The sequence below is a fragment of the Pseudomonas sp. PB103 genome (genome assembly GCF_009764635.1).
Taxonomy (GTDB): domain Bacteria; phylum Pseudomonadota; class Gammaproteobacteria; order Pseudomonadales; family Pseudomonadaceae; genus Aquipseudomonas.
The window spans coordinates 1-15,129 of sequence record NZ_RWIL01000025.1 but is presented as its reverse complement, the minus strand read 5'-3'; the positions used below and the strand labels follow the sequence as shown (position 1 = coordinate 15,129).

The following is a 15,129-nucleotide window of genomic DNA, read 5'->3' as shown; positions in this document are numbered from 1 at the left end:
CCGAAGGCTGCGATCTTTTGATTTTGATCTTAAATACAAGATCAAAAGATCGCAGCCTTCGGCAGCTCCTACATTGGGAATTGGGTAAACCATTACATCGGTGGGGTGACGCCGTCCTTGCCGGCGGAGATCGATTGCGCTGTCAGCGTGCCATCCGCACTCTGCGTCACGAACGTAACAATCTTCACCCCAACCTTCAGCAAACTCCGATCCCCCGGCACCAGATTAACGATCGGCACATCCTCCGGCACCAGGATCTTCTGCTGCCCGCCCTTGTAGTTCACCGTCAGCACCCGCCCGTTGCTCACCACCAGATCGCCGACGCTGCCATTGGTCATGCTGCTGCCCTTGGCCAGATCGAACGGCCGATGACCATCGCCACTCCCCGCCAATTCCGGCGGAAACACATGCACTTCCAGCGCCTTGAGCGTGCCATCTTCCTGGGGCATTGCCGCCGAACCAATGTAACTGCCGGGTTTGATGTCTTCGATATTGGCCAGGGTGACGGCGCGAACCTTGGTGTCGCCGGTCAACTGGATCACCACGTTCTCGCCGCTGTTGACGTGGACTTTCAAGCTGTCGGCGCTGACCCCGGTGATCTCGCCGCGCACGCCGAGGCGCATCCCCGGTGCATCGGCGGCCTGCACGCTCGTCGCGCCCAGCAGGCTGATCAGGACAATCGTTGCGGTGTGGCGAAGCTGCTGACGAAACATTGCAATCCTCCGGTCATGAATGTTGAACAAACCAATGCAAACATAAGCACGCTATCGAACAGGATGTAAGTGAATGTATCATCGACCCTCAACGGTCGGACGCAAGGTCCGCCGATGGATGACTTGCCGAGTGCTCCTGTTCATTCCGCAACGGAATAACTGATATCAACCGACGGCGTCTTCTGCCCGCCCGGTTTGTCCCATAGCCTCAGCGCATTCCCTTTCGCTGGATCGAGAAACCTTATGACCACCACCACTCACGCAATGACCCGAGGCATGGTGCTGCTGTTCGCCTTCTGCTGCGGCGCCATTGTTGCCAACATTTACTACGCACAGCCGATCATCGGTCTGATCGCGCCGGACATTGGCCTGAGCGACACCATGGCCAGCTTCATCGTCTCGCTGACGCAGATCGGTTATGCGCTGGGCCTGTTCTTTCTGGTACCGCTGGGCGATCTACTGGAGAACCGCCGGCTAATGATCATCACCACCGTGGTGGCGATTGCCAGCCTGCTGGCGGCGGCGTTTACCGATCAACCCAATGTGTTTCTGCTGATCTCTTTGTTGGTGGGGTTCAGTTCGGTATCGGTGCAGATTCTGATTCCTTTGGCGGCGCATTTGGCGCCGGAAGAATCCCGTGGCCGCGTCGTTGGCGGGATCATGGGCGGTTTGTTGCTGGGCATTCTGCTGGCACGTCCAGTGTCGAGTGTGGTGGCCGACCATTTAGGTTGGCGCGCGATGTTCATGATTGCCGCAGCACTGATGGCGGCGATCAGCGTGGTGCTGGCGTTAACCGTGCCCAAGCGTCAGCCGGATCACAGCGCTACGTATGGCCAACTGATCGGCTCGCTGTGGACGCTGTTGCGCCAGCAACCGGTACTGCGTCAGCGCGCGTTTTATCAGGGCTGCATGTTCGCAACCTTCAGCCTGTTCTGGACCGCCGTGCCGCTGGAACTGGCGCGTAACCATGGCCTGTCGCAAAGTGAGATCGCGATTTTCGCTCTGGTTGGCGCCATCGGTGCCATCGCCGCGCCAATCAGCGGCCGCCTGGCCGACGCCGGCCACACTCGCATCGCTTCGTTGCTGGCCATGGTCTTCGCCAGCCTGAGCTTTTTGCCCGCCTTCATTCATCCGGCCTACAGCGTCATCGGCCTGGCCATAACCGGCGTAGTGCTCGACTTCTGCGTGCAGATGAACATGGTCCTTGGCCAGCGCGCGGTCTACTCGCTGGACGCAAAAAGCCGTGGCCGTCTGAACGCGCTGTACATGACCAGCATCTTTATCGGCGGCGCCTTCGGCTCCTCGGTGGCCAGTGCGGTGTACGAACACGGCGGCTGGTTGTGGATCGTGATTGTCGGGAGTGCGTTTCCGCTGTTGGCGTTGTTGCGGTTTTTGAGTGTTTCGCAGCGTGGTTCATTGGCGACGGCGTAAGGCGTCAAAAGCTTCGCGAGCAGGCTCGCTCCCACAGGTTATTCATTTAGCCTGGGGGAGCGATGAGGCTTAATACCGAACCAGTTTTTCCATCGCCGCATCCGCCAGAAAGGAGGAGCGGCTTTTGACGTTGTGCTCGCGCACATAACGGTCGATTCGCTGAATCACATAGCCGGGCAACGTTACGTTGACCTTTTCGGTCTTGCCGAGATAGGGCGAGATATCCAGCTCCAGCATGCCCCAGCCCATGTCGGCGTATTCCGGATTGTTGCGATGCGCACCCGCAGAGGTTGGCAGCGGAATCGACTCGCCGTCCGCGGCAATGTCCTGCAGCAGGATGTGCGCGATCTCTACCGCCGCGTTGTAAGCATCCTCAAACGAATCCCCCGCCGTCACGGCGCCGGGAATATCGGGTATCTGAATACCGATGGCGGTATTTTCGTCACCCCACTCAATGCAGATTGGATATTGCATTATGGATCTCCTTGGTAACTGGCTGGCGGGTTGTGCAACCCGGCACGCCTCCTGATGCTTTTGACCGTCCCCAGTGGCAAATCCTTTTTCGGGTGAGGGACGGGAATCGTGTACGGGTTGTATCGGTGAGTGAAGATGTGATGACTGCCGGTGATCCGATCGAGCACCCACCCGGCCTCCTCCAGCTCCTTGATCAATTGCCTGCTTTGCACCAATCGCCTCCTTGGCCTGGCCTTTTAAAAGTAACCCTAGAGTTATCTTTACTCAAGCACAGAAAACCGCAAAGTGACGTCCGGTTGTTTTGCAGAGTGTGAGTTTTCATTCATTCCCCCTGAGCATGAATGCTATGCCACGCACCAGCGTTCCCCCGCGCGCGCCTGACGGTCACTCTTGAACCCAGCCACTACCGGCGCTTCTTCAGGACTTTCGACCATGACCCTGCAAGCAAAACTCGATGCCTTCAAAGCCGACTTCAAAGCCGGCAAACCGCCTTACAACGCCCCGGCCAACATCCACCCGGTGATGGAGCGCGCCACCGCTGAACTGATCGCCTCGGGTGCCGCCAGTCGTGCCTTGAAAGTCGGCGACATCGCACCGCTGTTTACCCTCAAAGACCCCGAGGGCAACGCCGTCTCGTCTGCCGACAGGCTGGCACAAGGGCCGTTGGTGCTGACGTTTTATCGCGGCGTCTGGTGCCCGTACTGCAACATTGAGTTGCAGGCGCTGCAGGCGTTTCTGCCGGTGATTCAGGACGCCGGGGCAAGCCTGCTGGCGATTTCGCCGCAGATCGCCGCCAACAGCCGCAAGTCGCAACGCATCAACGAACTGCAATTCCCGATCCTCAGCGATCCGCGCAATGACGTCGCGGCAGCCTTCGGGTTGCGCTTTGAACTGCCAGACTATTTGATCGAGCTGTACAAGAATCTGCGCAACGACCTGCCGACCTTCAACGACGATCCAGCCTGGACCTTGCCGATGCCAGCGCGTTATGTGATCGGTCAGGACGGCGTGATTCGTTACGCCGAGGTCAACCCGGATTACACTCAGCGTCCCGAGCCTGAAGCGATGCTGGATGCATTGCGCGGCTGAATCGATGACCGGCCTTGCCCTGGAGTTGCCATGACCCGACGTACCTTCCTCATCACCGGCGCCAGCAAAGGCATTGGCCGGGCGCTGGCCGAACATCTCGACCGCGCCGGGCATCGCGTGGTGGGGATCGCTCGCCAGCCGGATTTGAGCTTTCCGGGGATTCTGTTTCCGCTGGACCTGAGCGATCGCAAGCTGACCGGTGAGGTGCTGGCGGAGCTGGCGCGCACGTATGAGTTCGACGGGCTGGTGAACAATGTCGGGCTGGTGCGCCCGCAGGCGTTGGGTGATATCGATCTGGACGCCTTCGATGACGTGATGCGGCTGAATCTGCATTCGGCGTTGCAGGCGACGCAGGCGTTGTTGCCGGGAATGCGCACGCGGGGTTGGGGTCGGGTGGTGAATATCTCCAGCCTGACGGTGTTGGGCATTACTCAGCGCACGGCGTACGCAGCGGCGAAAGCGGCGCTGGTCAGCTTCACCCGCTCATGGGCGCTGGAACTGGCGCAGACCGGGATTACCGTGAACGCGGTGGCACCGGGGCCGACCGAGACAGAGTTGTTCCGCGCCAACAATCCGCCGGGCAGCGAGGGTGAGGCGCGCTATCTGGCCGGGGTGCCGATGGGGCGGCTGGGGCAGCCGGAGGAAATTGCCTCGGCGATTGCGTTTCTGCTTTCCGAGCAGAGCGGCTTCATCACCGGACAAACCTTGTTTGTCGATGGCGGCGCATCAGTCGGTAAGGCCGCAATCTAATCAACAACAAAAATCCCCTATAGGAGTGAGCCTGCTCGCGATAGCGTTCGTCCAGCCGACATTGATTTGACTGACACACCGCTATCGCGAGCAGGCGAAGGCCTACAGGGGTTCCAAGATGACTTCGAGATTTTAGTAGGAACGCAGATGGACCGCCTCGCCGCCATGGAAACCTTCGTCTGCGTCGTCGAAACCGGCTCGTTTTCCGCCGCCGCCCGACGCCTGAATATCGGTCAGCCCGCCGTATCGAAAACCATCGCTCATCTGGAAAAGCGCCTGGCTGTCAGCCTGCTCCTGCGCTCGACCCGAGGCCTGACTCCGACCGAGGCCGGGCTGGCCTTTTTCGAGCGGGCCAAACGCGCCCTCGAAGAAGCCGACGAGGCCGACAACGCTGCGCGCGGCATCGCCAGCGGCCTGAGCGGCAACCTGCGCATCAGCGCCGCCGTGACCTTCGGCCGCCTGCATATCGTGCCGCACCTGGGGCCGTTCCTCGATCAGCACCCACAGCTGAACATTGACCTGATGCTCGACGACCGCAACATCAACCTGGTCGAAGAAGGCATCGATGTGGCCCTGCGCATGGGCGCACTCACCGACTCGGGGCTCACCGCACGCAAAATCGCCGACTGCCGCCGCGTGGTGCTTGGCACACCGGCGTACTTCGCCAAATACGGCGAGCCCACCTGCCCCGCGGAATTGAGCAAACACCAGGCGGTCGTCTACAACCTCGGCGGCGGCACCACCTGGCAGTTCGCCAAAGGCTCGGAACAACAATCGGTGATCCTCAGCGGACGTTTGCGCGTCAGCGCGGCCGAGGGTGTACGCGAAGCAGTACTGGCCGATCAGGGCCTGACGCTGGCCTCCGAATGGATGTTCGCCCCGGAACTGGCCAGCGGCGCGGTGAAAACCGTCATGCACGACTGGACACTGCCTGATCTGGATTTATGGGCGGTGTTTCCAACGGGAAGAATGGCGAGTGCCAAGGCGCGGGCGTTTGTTGAGTATGTGCAGGGGGTGTTGGCCAGTTGAACAGCAAGATCAAAAGATCGCAGGCTTCGCCAGCTCCTACAGTACGGCAAGTGCTAAGCCTCTAAAAAAACGGCGATCCGAGGATCGCCGTTTGCATTTACTGGCCGAACTGCTTGCCCAGTCCCGGTGGCACACCGTGGATGTTGGTGTCTTCCCACGGGCCGTTCGGGCTGATCGAGCGGCTCCAGCCGTTGTTCCAGCGGTAGTAGGTGCGCTGGCGGTAGAAGGTGTTGGTCTGGTCGTCGAGGACGTAGACGCCGAGTTTCTGGTCCCAGTGGCTGTTGCCGCCCGGTGGCGGGGCGAAGCTGGCCGAGGTGCGCGGCACGGGCTTGGCCGGTTTTGCCGGAATGCTTTTGCCTGGGGTCGGCGAGGTCGACGGCGTCGGACTTGGTTGCGACGGCGGGATCGGCGGCAGGTTGGTGGTCGGTTCCGGTCGTTGCACCGCACATGCACTCAAGCCCAGGGCCAGTGTGAGGACTGTGATTCGGGCGATGGTGTGCATGGCGGTGCTTTCCTGTTGTGCCCGGCTATTTGTCCGGGCTGTCGATGGTCAGTTTTTGTAGCGCAGTGGTGCTGCTGGCCAGAGGGCCGCTGCGACCGACCCATTCACCGGCCGTTGGCTGGCCGGCGCGGGAGATGCGCGCAACCAGTTGGACTTCAGGGAAGTTCGACAGTTTCAACTGCGGCATCATTGCGTCGGCATCGCCCAGTTCAACGGTCACCGGCAGATCCGCCACGGTCAGGCGTTTGGCTGCCAATGGCGCGGGTGGGCCGGAGGTGGCGCGGGCGAAAATGAACACGCTGTCGCCCGGTTGCACTTTGCCTTTGAGCTCGCTGGCGAGGTCGACACTGACTTTCAACAGTGCGGTTTTCGCGGCTGCAGGTGCTTGGGCGACCTTGCCGCCGCTGGCTTCGAGACGCTCGGCGGCGCGTTTGATCCCGCCTTGCAGCGCGGCGCGAGAGCTGTCCTCCGGCGGCAGTTGCGCCAGCAGACGGTTCCAGTAATCGATGGCTTGCTGATAACGCTCGCCTTCAAACGCAGCGATGCCAAGCAGACCGAGGCTGGTGACTTCTTTCGGATCGGCCTTCAGCGCTTCGTCAGTCAGCGCCTGAATTTTCGCCGACCACTTTTTGCCATCCGCAAAATACTGCGCCTGCGCCCACTGGCCGAGCAGTTCCGGTTGACGACCGGCGAGGTTGGCAGCGCGTTCGAACATCTTTGCCGCGTCCGCCGGGCGATCTTGCGCCATGTAGGTACGGCCGAGGAAATACAGACCTTCAGCAGAATCCGGTTGTGCCGCGACGGCGCGTTCCAGACGCTGGGTCATTTCTTCCATCGACTGCGGCGCCTGGGCGAATTCGCGGGTCAGTTCGACTTTGTCGGCAGCGCCGAAGTGCATATACAGACCCAGGCCCAACACTGGCACCAGGACCGCTGCCAGCAGCGGCAACGGTTTACCCAGTTTCGACACGCGCGGCGCGGCAACACCTTCGGTATCCGCCAGCAATTCACGTGCAGCCTCGGCGCGGCCGCTGTCCATTTGCGCAGCGTCGAGCACGCCTTCCGCCTGTTGCGATTGCAACTCGGCGACACGCTCCTGATACAGCGCAACGTTCAGGGCAGTTCGATCCTCTTCACGCTGGGCGCGACGCTCACGCAACACCGGGATCAGCAGAAAACTCAGGGCGACCAGAAGCAACAGCCCTGCGGCAAGCCAGAAATCAATCATTCTTGGTTTTTATCCAACAGTTGGTCGAGGCGCTGACGCTCTTCGATGGACAGCGCTTGCGGGGTCTCGGCACGCTGGCCACGACGACGGCGGACGATCACTGCGATCACCACAACGCCACCGAGCAGCAGTCCGGCCGGGCCGAACCACAACAATGCGGTCTTGGTGTTGAGCGCCGGTTTGTAGCGGACGAAGTCACCGTAGCGATCGACCATGAAGTCGATGATCTGCTGGTTGTCCTTGCCCTCGCCGAGCATGCGGAAAATCTCTTTACGCAGGTCAGCGGCAATCGGTGCGTTGGAGTCGGCGATGTCCTGGTTCTGGCACTTGGGGCAGCGCAGTTCCTTGGTCAACTCGCGGAAACGCTCGCGATCACCTTCTTTGGCGAACTCGTAAGTGTCGATGGCGGCATGGGCCACGCCGACCAGACTCAGGCCCAAAACCACGGCGGCTAAAAAACGCTTCATGGCTTGGCCTCATCGACCAGCGCCTGATATTTGGCCGCGAGTTTTTCGCGCCAGACCTGCTCATCGATCACGCCGACATACTTGTCGCGAATGATGCCCTTGGCGTCGATAAAAAAAGTTTCCGGCGCGCCGTAAACACCGAGGTTCAAGCCCAGCGAGCCTTCGTCGTCGCGGATGTCCAGCACGTACGGATTGTGGAATTCAGCCAGCCACTTCAAGGCATCGGCGTTGGTGTCCTTGTAGTTGATGCCGTAGATCACCACGCCGCGCTCGGCGAGTTTGTTCAGCACCGGATGCTCAACCCGGCAGGAAATGCACCAGGTGCCCCAGACGTTGACCAGCGCCGGTTTGCCGAGAATGTCAGCCTTGGTCAGGTTCTTGTCGCCCTGCACGTTTGGCAGGGAAAACTCCGGGAACGGCTTGTTGATCATCGCCGACGGCAATTCCGCCGGATCGAGGTACAGACCGCGATAAAGAAATACCGCCACCAGCAGGAAAATCGCCAGTGGCACCAGCATCAACCAACGTCTCATGCAGCCGCTCCCGTCATGCCCAGCGCTTCACGCACCTTGGCTTTCACCTTGACCCGATAACGTCGATCCAGCGCCGCCAGCAACCCACCGAAACCGGTGAGCAGCCCGCCGAACCAGATCCAGCGCACGAACGGTTTGACGTGCACGCGCACGGCCCACGCGCCATTTTCCAGCGGTTCGCCGAGGGCGACGTAAAGGTCACGGGTGAAACCGGCGTCGATGCCGGCTTCGGTCATCATCGAACTTTGCACGGTGTACAGACGTTTTTCCGGGTGCAGCACGCTGATTTCCTTGCCGTCACGAATGACCCGAATCGTGCCTTTGTCCGACGTGAAGTTCGGCCCTTCGAAGTGCTTGGCGCCTTCGAAGATGAAGTGATAACCGGCCAGGTCCATCGACTCGCCTGGCGCCAGACGCAAGTCGCGTTCGGCACTGTTCTGGCTCGACAACACCACGCCCAGCGCGCAAACAGCGATGCCGAGGTGGGCGATCTGCATGCCCCAGTAGCTGCGGGTCAGCGTCGGCAGGCCTTTGATCAGGCCTTTGTGGCGGGTCTTGTCGACAATGTCGCGTACACCGGCGAGCAACACCCACGCGGCGAGCAGGAAAGTCGCGATCACCGCCCAATTGAAATCGCCATAAGCGACACCGGCCACCACCGCCAGCGCGACGCTGCCGAGCAGCACTGGCGTGAGCATGCCGGCCAGCCATTTCACCGGCGTGTCCTTCCAACGGACGATCACGCCGACCGCCATGACCATCATCAGCAGCGCCATCAACGGAATGAACAGTGCGTTGAAGTACGGCGGGCCGACCGACATTTTCGCGCCGCTGAGGGCATCGAGAATCAGCGGGTACAGCGTGCCGAGCAGAATCATCGACGCGGCCACCACCAGCACCAGGTTGTTGCCCAGCAGCAGGGTTTCGCGCGACCACAGGTTGAAGCCGACCTGACTCTTCACGACCGGTGCGCGCAGGGCGAACAACGTCAGCGAGCCACCAACCACGAACAGCAGGAAGATCAGGATGAACACGCCGCGCTCAGGATCGGAAGCAAACGCGTGCACCGAGGTCAGCACGCCGGAACGCACGAGGAACGTCCCGAGCAGGCTCAGCGAAAACGCGGCAATCGCCAGCAACACCGTCCAGCTCTTGAACACGCCACGTTTTTCCGTGACCGCCAGCGAGTGAATCAGTGCGGTGCCGACCAGCCAAGGCATGAAGGAGGCGTTTTCCACCGGGTCCCAGAACCACCAGCCGCCCCAGCCGAGTTCGTAATAAGCCCACCACGAACCGAGGGTGATGCCGATGCCGAGGAACGCCCAGGCGACGATGGTCCACGGGCGCGACCAGCGTGCCCACGCGGCATCAAGGCGACCGCCCATCAACGCCGCAATGGCGAAGGCGAACGCTACCGAAAAGCCGACGTAGCCCATGTACAACATTGGTGGATGGACGATCAGGCCGATGTCTTGCAACAGCGGATTAAGGTCAGCGCCATTGCTCGGCATTTGCGGCAGGATGCGCTTGAACGGGTTGGACGTGAGGATCAGGAACAGCAGGAAACCGGTGCTGATCATGCCCATCACCGCCAGCACGCGAGCGAGCATGACTTGCGGCAACTGCCGGGAAAATACCGACACCGCAAAGGTCCAGCCGCCGAGTATCAGTGCCCACAATAGTAACGAACCTTCGTGGGCACCCCATACCGCGCTGAATTTGTAATACCACGGCAACGCGGTATTGGAGTTGTTCGCGACGTAGGCGACGGAGAAGTCGTCGACCATGAAGGCGTAGGTCAAAATGCCGAACGCGAACAGCAGAAACGCAAACTGCCCCCACGCGGCCGGCTGAGCCAGACTCATCCAGAAACGGTCGCCGCGCCAGGCACCGACCAATGGCACCACGGCTTGAACCAGCGCAAAACACAGCGCCAGAATCATCGCCAGGTGGCCCAACTCAGGAATAAAAATCGCCGACGTCATCGATCAACCCTCCTTCACAGGTGTCGGGGCGGATTGACCGCTGTCTTTCAAGGCTTTGGTCACTTCCGGCGGCATGTACTTCTCGTCGTGTTTGGCCAGCACTTCGTCGGCGACGACCACGCCGTCGGCGTTGATCTTGCCGAGGGCGACGATGCCCTGCCCTTCGCGGAACAGATCCGGGAGGATGCCGCGATAAGTGATGGTCACGGATTTGTTGAAGTCGGTGACGACGAATCTGACGTCGAGGGAATCCGGCGAACGTTGCAGCGAGCCTTTCTCGACCATGCCACCGGCACGGATGCGCGTGTCTTGCGGCGCTTCGCCATTGGCGATCTGGGTCGGGGTGTAGAACAGATTGATGTTCTGCTGCAGGGCGCTGAGGGCCAGGCCGACGGCAGCGCCGACCCCGACCAGAATGGCCAGAATGATGATCAGACGTTTCTTGCGCAGCGGATTCACTTGCCGTTCTCCCGGCGCAGACGACGCGCCTCTTGTTGCAGATACCGCTTGCGGGCCAGGATCGGCGCCGCCACGTTGAAGGCCAGCACGGCCAGGCAGATGCCGTAGGCCGTCCAGACGTAGAGGCCATGATGGCCCATGGCGAGGAAGTCGCCGAATGAAGCAAAACTCATCGAGCGGCCTCCAGACTGTGCTGCACTTCTTCTTTCACCCAACTGGCGCGGGCTTCGCGCTTGAGCACTTCAAGGCGCATGCGCAACAGCAGCACGGCGCCGAAGAAGCAGTAGAAGCCCAGCACTGTCAGCAGCAGCGGCAGCCACATTTCCGCCGGCATCGCCGGTTTTTCCGTGAGGGTGAAGGTTGCGCCCTGGTGCAGGGTGTTCCACCACTCGACCGAGTATTTGATGATCGGAATGTTGATCACGCCGACGATGGCCAGCACCGCGCAGGCCTTGGCGGCGCTGTCGCGGTTGCTGATGGCATTGCCCAGCGCGATCACGCCGAAATACAGGAACAGCAGAATCAGCATCGAGGTCAGACGCGCGTCCCAGACCCACCACGAGCCCCAGGTCGGTTTGCCCCAGATCGCCCCGGTGACCAGCGCCACAGCGGTCATCCACGCGCCGATCGGCGCGGCGCATTGCAGGGCGACGTCGGCCAGTTTCATTTTCCACACCAGCCCCACAACACCGCACACCGCCAGCATCACGTAGATCGACTGAGCGAGCATCGCGGCGGGTACGTGGATGTAGATGATGCGAAAGCTGTTGCCTTGCTGATAATCCGGCGGCGCGAAAGCCAGGCCCCAAACGACGCCGACGCCAATCAGCAGCAACGCTGCGATGCTCAACCACGGCAAGAACTTGCTGCTGATGCCGTAGAACCACTTGGGCGAGCCGAGCTTGTGAAACCAGGTCCAGTTCATACTGTTTCCATCACGGATGCCGCTCATCGGTGTGAGCAGTCTCAGGGTCTTTGCTGGTTAAATTTTAACCAGACCTCATTATTCGCCGACGCTGATCTTCAGGCCAGCAGCTATTGCAAAAGGTGTCAGGGTGATCGCCAGGGCGGTCAGGCTACCAAGCCACAGCAGATACCCGGTCGCCGGCATGCCTTGGAGGGCGGCCTGCAAGGCGCCACTGCCAAGAATCAATACCGGGATGTACAACGGCAGAATCAGCAGCGCCAGCAACAGGCCGCCGCGTTTCAAACCGACCGTCAGCGCCGCACCCACCGCGCCGAGCAAGCTCAGTACCGGTGTTCCCAGCAGCAACGAAAACAACAAAACCGGCAGGCAGGCGGCAGGCAAACCGAGCATCAACGCCAGCAGAGGTGAGAGCAAAACCAGTGCCAGGCCGGAGAAAAGCCAGTGTGCCAGTACCTTGGCCAATACCAGAAGTGGTAGCGGGTGCGACGAAAGGACCCACTGTTCCAGGGATCCGTCTTCGAAATCACTGCGGAAAAGCCCGTCCAGCGAGAGCAGGACCGACAAAAGCGCCGCCACCCAGACTAACCCCGGGGACAGGTTTTGCAACACTTGAGTTTCCGGGCCGACGGCCAGCGGGAACAACGCGATGACGATGGCGAAGAAAATCAGTGGATTGGCCAGCTCCGCCGGGCGGCGAAACAGCAGTCGGGATTCACGCGCAACCAGCAGGCCGAAGACACTCATACTGCCCAGTTCCCCAGATCGATGTCGCGATAACCGGCCGGCATCCGGCTCAGCGTGTGGTGCGTGGTCAAGACCACCAGACCGCCGCGCTCGCAGTGAGCCGCCAGGTGCTCTTCGAGTTGCGCCACGCCCTGCTTGTCCAGCGCGGTGAACGGCTCGTCGAGAATCCACAGCGGTGGGCTGTCCAGATACAACCGCGCCAGCGCTACCCGGCGTTGTTGACCGGCGGACAGGCTGTGGCAGGGAACATCTTCGAAACCGCGCAATCCTACAGCTGCCAGCGCTTGCCAGATGGCCTCGCGTTCGGCGGGATGATGCAGGGCGCAGAGCCACGACAGGTTCTCTTCCGGGGTCAGCAGATCCTTGATCCCGGCGGCGTGGCCGATCCACAACAGGTTGCGCGCCAGTTCGCTGCGTTGTTCGGTCAATGGTTGACCATTGAGCAGGACTTGACCGTCGGTCGGCTGCATCAGCCCGGCCAACAAACGCAACAAACTGGTTTTACCGCTGCCGTTGGGACCGCTGATCTGCACCATATCGCCACTGGCCAGTCTCAATTCGAGATTTTCGAAGAGCAGCCTGAGATCACGTTCACACGCGAGGGCAACGGTTTGCAGGACAGGACTGGTCAAGGGATCACGGGCCTTATACGGTTCAAGTCGGCTCTGGCGCGGCCGTTAAAGAGATGCAGCATAAATGCAATGACGGCTCGATCTAGAGAGCTGCGTCAAACAATTGCTATGTTTTTTGAACGAAGCGCAAGACGGGCGGCATTATACATGCCGTGCCTTACTCTCAAGAGTGCAATTTCCTCAGGTTGTGTCCGCGTATGACAGGCGAAATGAACATCCTCCCGCTCCCGCCCACCACCCCGGCGACCGTTCGCCCGCAGGTGGGTGAGCTGCTCAAGCTGCTGACACCGGTCGAAGGCTTGATCGGCGCCGGACAGAGCGCCAAGGCCGAGGTGTTGTCGCTCAAGCAGGCGGACCAGACCTTTCAACTGTTGCTCAAGGTGACCCTCGACAGCGGTCGCCAGACCACCGTGCAGGCGACCAGCAATTTGCCGCTGGCACAGGGCACCAGCCTCGCGATCACCCAGCCATCGGCGGGCAATCTGGCGATTACCGTGCAGCAAGCGATTGCCAGCAGCGTCGCCGCCCTCACCCGCATCGACACCGCGCAGTTGCCGGCCGGCACGCTGCTGCAAGGCAAGGTACTGACGTCGCAGGCTCTGCCGCAGACGCCGGGGCAAGCGACGGTGTTTCGTTCGATGGTCAGCCTGCTCAACACGGCGTTAAGCGGCAGCACCTTGACCGTCGACAGCCCGCAGCCGCTGCGCATCGGCACGCTGTTGTCGGCGCTGGTGCAGGATTCGCAGACCCTCAAGTTCGTGCCGATGAGCAGCCGCCAGGAGCAATTGGCGGTAAGCCAGCAGCTGCTCGGCCAACAAAGCCGCCAAGGTTCACTGGATGGCTTGCTCAAGGCCTTGCAGAACTTGCCGCCGGCCACCGATCAAACCTCGGCGGACTTGCGTGCCGTGGTCGATAAACTGCTCGCCAGCCTGCCCGACGTGCAGCAACTGAGCACCGCCAAAGGCGTAGCGCTGGCCCTGGCCAACAGCGGCGCCTTTCTCGAAGCCAAACTGCTCACCGGGCAAAACCCGACGCTGACCCCGGACATGAAGGGCGACCTGCTCAAACTGATCGCGCAACTGACGCCGGGCTTACCGAGCAGCACCAGTTTCAACGCCATCATCGCCGCCAATACGCTCGCACAGGCACTGCCGAGTTTCGTGCGCAATGCGCTCGGCACACTGGGCCAGGTTAGCGCCAAACCCGTGCCGAGCAGCTTTCCCCTGCCCGAACGCTTGCTGCAAAACCTGGAAGGCGAAAGCGATCTGGAGCAGTTGCTGCGCCTGGCCGCCGCCGCCGTCTCGCGCCTGCAAAGCCATCAACTGTCGAGCCTGGAACAGACTGGCGTCACCGATGATGGCCGCCTGCTCAGCACCTGGCAGCTGGAGATCCCCATGCGCAACCTGCAGGATATCGTGCCGTTGCAGGTCAAGTTTCAGCGCGAAGAAGCGCCGGAGAAAGAACCGCAGCAGAACGAACGCCGCGACGAGCGTGAAGCCAGACAACAGTTGTGGCGCGTCGACCTGGCGTTCGACATGGAACCGCTCGGACCAATGCAGATTCAGGCGCAATTGATCAGCGGCAGCCTGTCGAGTCAGCTGTGGGCCGAGCGGCCATACACCGCCGACCTGATCCAGACGAACCTGTTCGCACTGCGCCAGCGTTTGCTCGATTCCGGGCTGAACGTCGGCGATCTCGACTGCCACCTCGGCACCCCGCCGCAAGGCAACCAAACCCGTCTCGAACACCGCTGGGTCGACGAAACCGCATGAACGATTCCACCGCACCACGCCAGGCCATCGCCCTCAAATACGACGGCAGCCACGCGCCGACTCTCACCGCCAAGGGTGATGAAGAACTGGCCGAAGAAATTTTGCGCATTGCCCGCGATTATGAAGTGCCAATCTACGAAAACGCCGAGCTGGTGCGGCTGTTGGCACGGATGGAATTGGGCGACAGCATTCCGGAAGAGTTGTACCGGACGATCGCCGAGATCATCGCGTTTGCCTGGAACCTGAAGGGCAAATTCCCCGAGGGGCAGGACCCGGACGCGCCGATGGTCGAGAAGGACATCACCGAGCGCGGCGACGATTATTAATCCTTAAAAGCAAAAGATCGCAGCCTTCGGCAGCTCCTACATGAGATCTCTGTAGGAGCTGCCGAAG

At 61.0% G+C, this 15,129-nt stretch carries 19 protein-coding genes; 6 read left to right on the top strand and 13 right to left on the bottom strand.

The annotated features are described in order from the left end of the window. Positions 1-92: 92 nt before the first annotated feature. Positions 93-713, bottom strand: coding sequence for a DUF5666 domain-containing protein (locus EJA70_RS05170; RefSeq protein ID WP_158830030.1), 621 nt, complete (start codon positions 711-713; stop codon positions 93-95). Between the two features lie 243 nt (positions 714-956). Between EJA70_RS05170 and EJA70_RS05165 the strand changes: the two genes are divergently transcribed. Next, entirely contained in the window at positions 957-2,144 is a 1,188-nt protein-coding gene (locus EJA70_RS05165; protein ID WP_158830029.1) for an MFS transporter, read from the top strand. A 69-nt stretch (positions 2,145-2,213) separates the two neighbouring features. Here EJA70_RS05165 and EJA70_RS05160 read toward each other — a convergent pair whose 3' ends face one another. Further along, entirely contained in the window at positions 2,214-2,618 is a 405-nt protein-coding gene (locus EJA70_RS05160) for a type II toxin-antitoxin system HicB family antitoxin (RefSeq protein ID WP_008083491.1), read from the bottom strand. After that, positions 2,618-2,830, bottom strand: a complete 213-nt coding sequence (locus EJA70_RS05155) for a type II toxin-antitoxin system HicA family toxin (protein ID WP_008083466.1) — start codon at positions 2,828-2,830, stop codon at positions 2,618-2,620. The genes EJA70_RS05160 and EJA70_RS05155 overlap by 1 nt, the downstream gene beginning before the upstream one ends. A gap of 220 nt (positions 2,831-3,050) precedes the next feature. On the opposite strand from EJA70_RS05155, the gene EJA70_RS05150 reads away from it, so the two are divergent. From EJA70_RS05150 to EJA70_RS05140, 3 genes are all read left to right on the top strand, one after another. After that, complete coding sequence (locus tag EJA70_RS05150; protein ID WP_158830028.1) at positions 3,051-3,707, top strand: peroxiredoxin-like family protein; 657 nt, start codon at positions 3,051-3,053, stop codon at positions 3,705-3,707. Positions 3,708-3,737: 30 nt separating this feature from the next. Beyond that, positions 3,738-4,457 (top strand): SDR family oxidoreductase, encoded by a 720-nt coding sequence (locus tag EJA70_RS05145; RefSeq protein ID WP_158830027.1) that lies wholly within the window; start codon positions 3,738-3,740, stop codon positions 4,455-4,457. Positions 4,458-4,604: 147 nt separating this feature from the next. Continuing rightward, the gene (locus EJA70_RS05140) at positions 4,605-5,486 is read left to right on the top strand and encodes a LysR family transcriptional regulator (RefSeq protein ID WP_158830026.1); all 882 of its coding nucleotides are present in this window, start codon (positions 4,605-4,607) and stop codon (positions 5,484-5,486) included. Positions 5,487-5,583: 97 nt separating this feature from the next. Here the strand turns inward: EJA70_RS05140 and EJA70_RS05135 are convergent, their stop codons facing one another. The 10 genes from EJA70_RS05135 to ccmA all read right to left on the bottom strand — a co-directional run bounded on the left by EJA70_RS05135 (position 5,584) and on the right by ccmA (position 12,964). After that, positions 5,584-5,988, bottom strand: a complete 405-nt coding sequence (locus EJA70_RS05135; protein ID WP_158830025.1) for a hypothetical protein — start codon at positions 5,986-5,988, stop codon at positions 5,584-5,586. Between the two features lie 25 nt (positions 5,989-6,013). Beyond that, on the bottom strand, positions 6,014-7,216 hold the full coding sequence (gene ccmI / locus EJA70_RS05130; protein WP_158830024.1) for a c-type cytochrome biogenesis protein CcmI: 1,203 nt from the start codon (positions 7,214-7,216) through the stop codon (positions 6,014-6,016). Beyond that, positions 7,213-7,683, bottom strand: a complete 471-nt coding sequence (locus EJA70_RS05125) for a cytochrome c-type biogenesis protein (RefSeq protein WP_158830023.1) — start codon at positions 7,681-7,683, stop codon at positions 7,213-7,215. Before EJA70_RS05125 ends, ccmI begins: the two co-directional genes overlap by 4 nt. After that, a complete protein-coding gene (locus EJA70_RS05120) occupies positions 7,680-8,216 on the bottom strand; it encodes a DsbE family thiol:disulfide interchange protein (protein WP_158830022.1) in 537 nt (178 codons plus the stop codon). The genes EJA70_RS05125 and EJA70_RS05120 overlap by 4 nt, the downstream gene beginning before the upstream one ends. After that, on the bottom strand, positions 8,213-10,201 hold the full coding sequence (locus EJA70_RS05115; RefSeq protein WP_158830021.1) for a heme lyase CcmF/NrfE family subunit: 1,989 nt from the start codon (positions 10,199-10,201) through the stop codon (positions 8,213-8,215). The genes EJA70_RS05120 and EJA70_RS05115 overlap by 4 nt, the downstream gene beginning before the upstream one ends. A gap of 3 nt (positions 10,202-10,204) precedes the next feature. Further along, positions 10,205-10,660 (bottom strand): cytochrome c maturation protein CcmE, encoded by a 456-nt coding sequence (gene ccmE, locus EJA70_RS05110; RefSeq protein ID WP_158830020.1) that lies wholly within the window; start codon positions 10,658-10,660, stop codon positions 10,205-10,207. Beyond that, positions 10,657-10,833, bottom strand: coding sequence for a heme exporter protein CcmD (gene ccmD, locus EJA70_RS05105; RefSeq protein ID WP_008083431.1), 177 nt, complete (start codon positions 10,831-10,833; stop codon positions 10,657-10,659). Before ccmD ends, ccmE begins: the two co-directional genes overlap by 4 nt. Continuing rightward, positions 10,830-11,585, bottom strand: coding sequence for a heme ABC transporter permease (locus tag EJA70_RS05100; RefSeq protein ID WP_016987487.1), 756 nt, complete (start codon positions 11,583-11,585; stop codon positions 10,830-10,832). The genes ccmD and EJA70_RS05100 overlap by 4 nt, the downstream gene beginning before the upstream one ends. Before the next feature lie 78 nt (positions 11,586-11,663). Then, a complete protein-coding gene (gene ccmB, locus EJA70_RS05095; protein ID WP_008083427.1) occupies positions 11,664-12,332 on the bottom strand; it encodes a heme exporter protein CcmB in 669 nt (222 codons plus the stop codon). Next, positions 12,329-12,964 carry a cytochrome c biogenesis heme-transporting ATPase CcmA gene (ccmA, locus tag EJA70_RS05090; protein WP_008083424.1) on the bottom strand — a complete coding sequence of 212 codons (636 nt, stop codon included), beginning with the start codon at positions 12,962-12,964 and terminating at the stop codon, positions 12,329-12,331. The genes ccmB and ccmA overlap by 4 nt, the downstream gene beginning before the upstream one ends. Before the next feature lie 197 nt (positions 12,965-13,161). Here ccmA and EJA70_RS05085 point away from each other — a divergent pair, with 197 nt between their 5' ends. Together EJA70_RS05085 and EJA70_RS05080 are read left to right on the top strand one after the other, a co-directional pair. Then, a complete protein-coding gene (locus EJA70_RS05085) occupies positions 13,162-14,736 on the top strand; it encodes a flagellar hook-length control protein FliK (RefSeq protein WP_158830019.1) in 1,575 nt (524 codons plus the stop codon). After that, the gene (locus EJA70_RS05080; RefSeq protein ID WP_158830018.1) at positions 14,733-15,062 is read left to right on the top strand and encodes an EscU/YscU/HrcU family type III secretion system export apparatus switch protein; all 330 of its coding nucleotides are present in this window, start codon (positions 14,733-14,735) and stop codon (positions 15,060-15,062) included. The genes EJA70_RS05085 and EJA70_RS05080 overlap by 4 nt, the downstream gene beginning before the upstream one ends. Positions 15,063-15,129 lie beyond the last annotated feature (67 nt).

Excerpts from the sequence above, each read along its gene's own strand:
- ccmI (WP_158830024.1), bottom strand. The coding sequence starts at position 7,216 with ATGATTGATTTCTGGCTTGCCGCAGGGCTGTTGCTTCTGGTCGCCCTG.
- EJA70_RS05115 (WP_158830021.1), bottom strand. The coding sequence starts at position 10,201 with ATGACGTCGGCGATTTTTATTCCTGAGTTGGGCCACCTGGCGATGATT.
- EJA70_RS05145 (WP_158830027.1), top strand. The coding sequence starts at position 3,738 with ATGACCCGACGTACCTTCCTCATCACCGGCGCCAGCAAAGGCATTGGC.
- EJA70_RS05140 (WP_158830026.1), top strand. The coding sequence starts at position 4,605 with ATGGACCGCCTCGCCGCCATGGAAACCTTCGTCTGCGTCGTCGAAACC.
- EJA70_RS05135 (WP_158830025.1), bottom strand. The coding sequence starts at position 5,988 with ATGCACACCATCGCCCGAATCACAGTCCTCACACTGGCCCTGGGCTTG.
- EJA70_RS05080 (WP_158830018.1), top strand. The coding sequence starts at position 14,733 with ATGAACGATTCCACCGCACCACGCCAGGCCATCGCCCTCAAATACGAC.
- EJA70_RS05125 (WP_158830023.1), bottom strand. The coding sequence starts at position 7,683 with ATGAAGCGTTTTTTAGCCGCCGTGGTTTTGGGCCTGAGTCTGGTCGGC.
- EJA70_RS05165 (WP_158830029.1), top strand. The coding sequence starts at position 957 with ATGACCACCACCACTCACGCAATGACCCGAGGCATGGTGCTGCTGTTC.
- EJA70_RS05170 (WP_158830030.1), bottom strand. The coding sequence starts at position 713 with ATGTTTCGTCAGCAGCTTCGCCACACCGCAACGATTGTCCTGATCAGC.
- ccmD (WP_008083431.1), bottom strand. The coding sequence starts at position 10,833 with ATGAGTTTTGCTTCATTCGGCGACTTCCTCGCCATGGGCCATCATGGC.
- EJA70_RS05085 (WP_158830019.1), top strand. The coding sequence starts at position 13,162 with ATGACAGGCGAAATGAACATCCTCCCGCTCCCGCCCACCACCCCGGCG.
- EJA70_RS05100 (WP_016987487.1), bottom strand. The coding sequence starts at position 11,585 with ATGAACTGGACCTGGTTTCACAAGCTCGGCTCGCCCAAGTGGTTCTAC.
- EJA70_RS05160 (WP_008083491.1), bottom strand. The coding sequence starts at position 2,618 with ATGCAATATCCAATCTGCATTGAGTGGGGTGACGAAAATACCGCCATC.
- EJA70_RS05150 (WP_158830028.1), top strand. The coding sequence starts at position 3,051 with ATGACCCTGCAAGCAAAACTCGATGCCTTCAAAGCCGACTTCAAAGCC.
- ccmB (WP_008083427.1), bottom strand. The coding sequence starts at position 12,332 with ATGAGTGTCTTCGGCCTGCTGGTTGCGCGTGAATCCCGACTGCTGTTT.
- EJA70_RS05120 (WP_158830022.1), bottom strand. The coding sequence starts at position 8,216 with ATGAGACGTTGGTTGATGCTGGTGCCACTGGCGATTTTCCTGCTGGTG.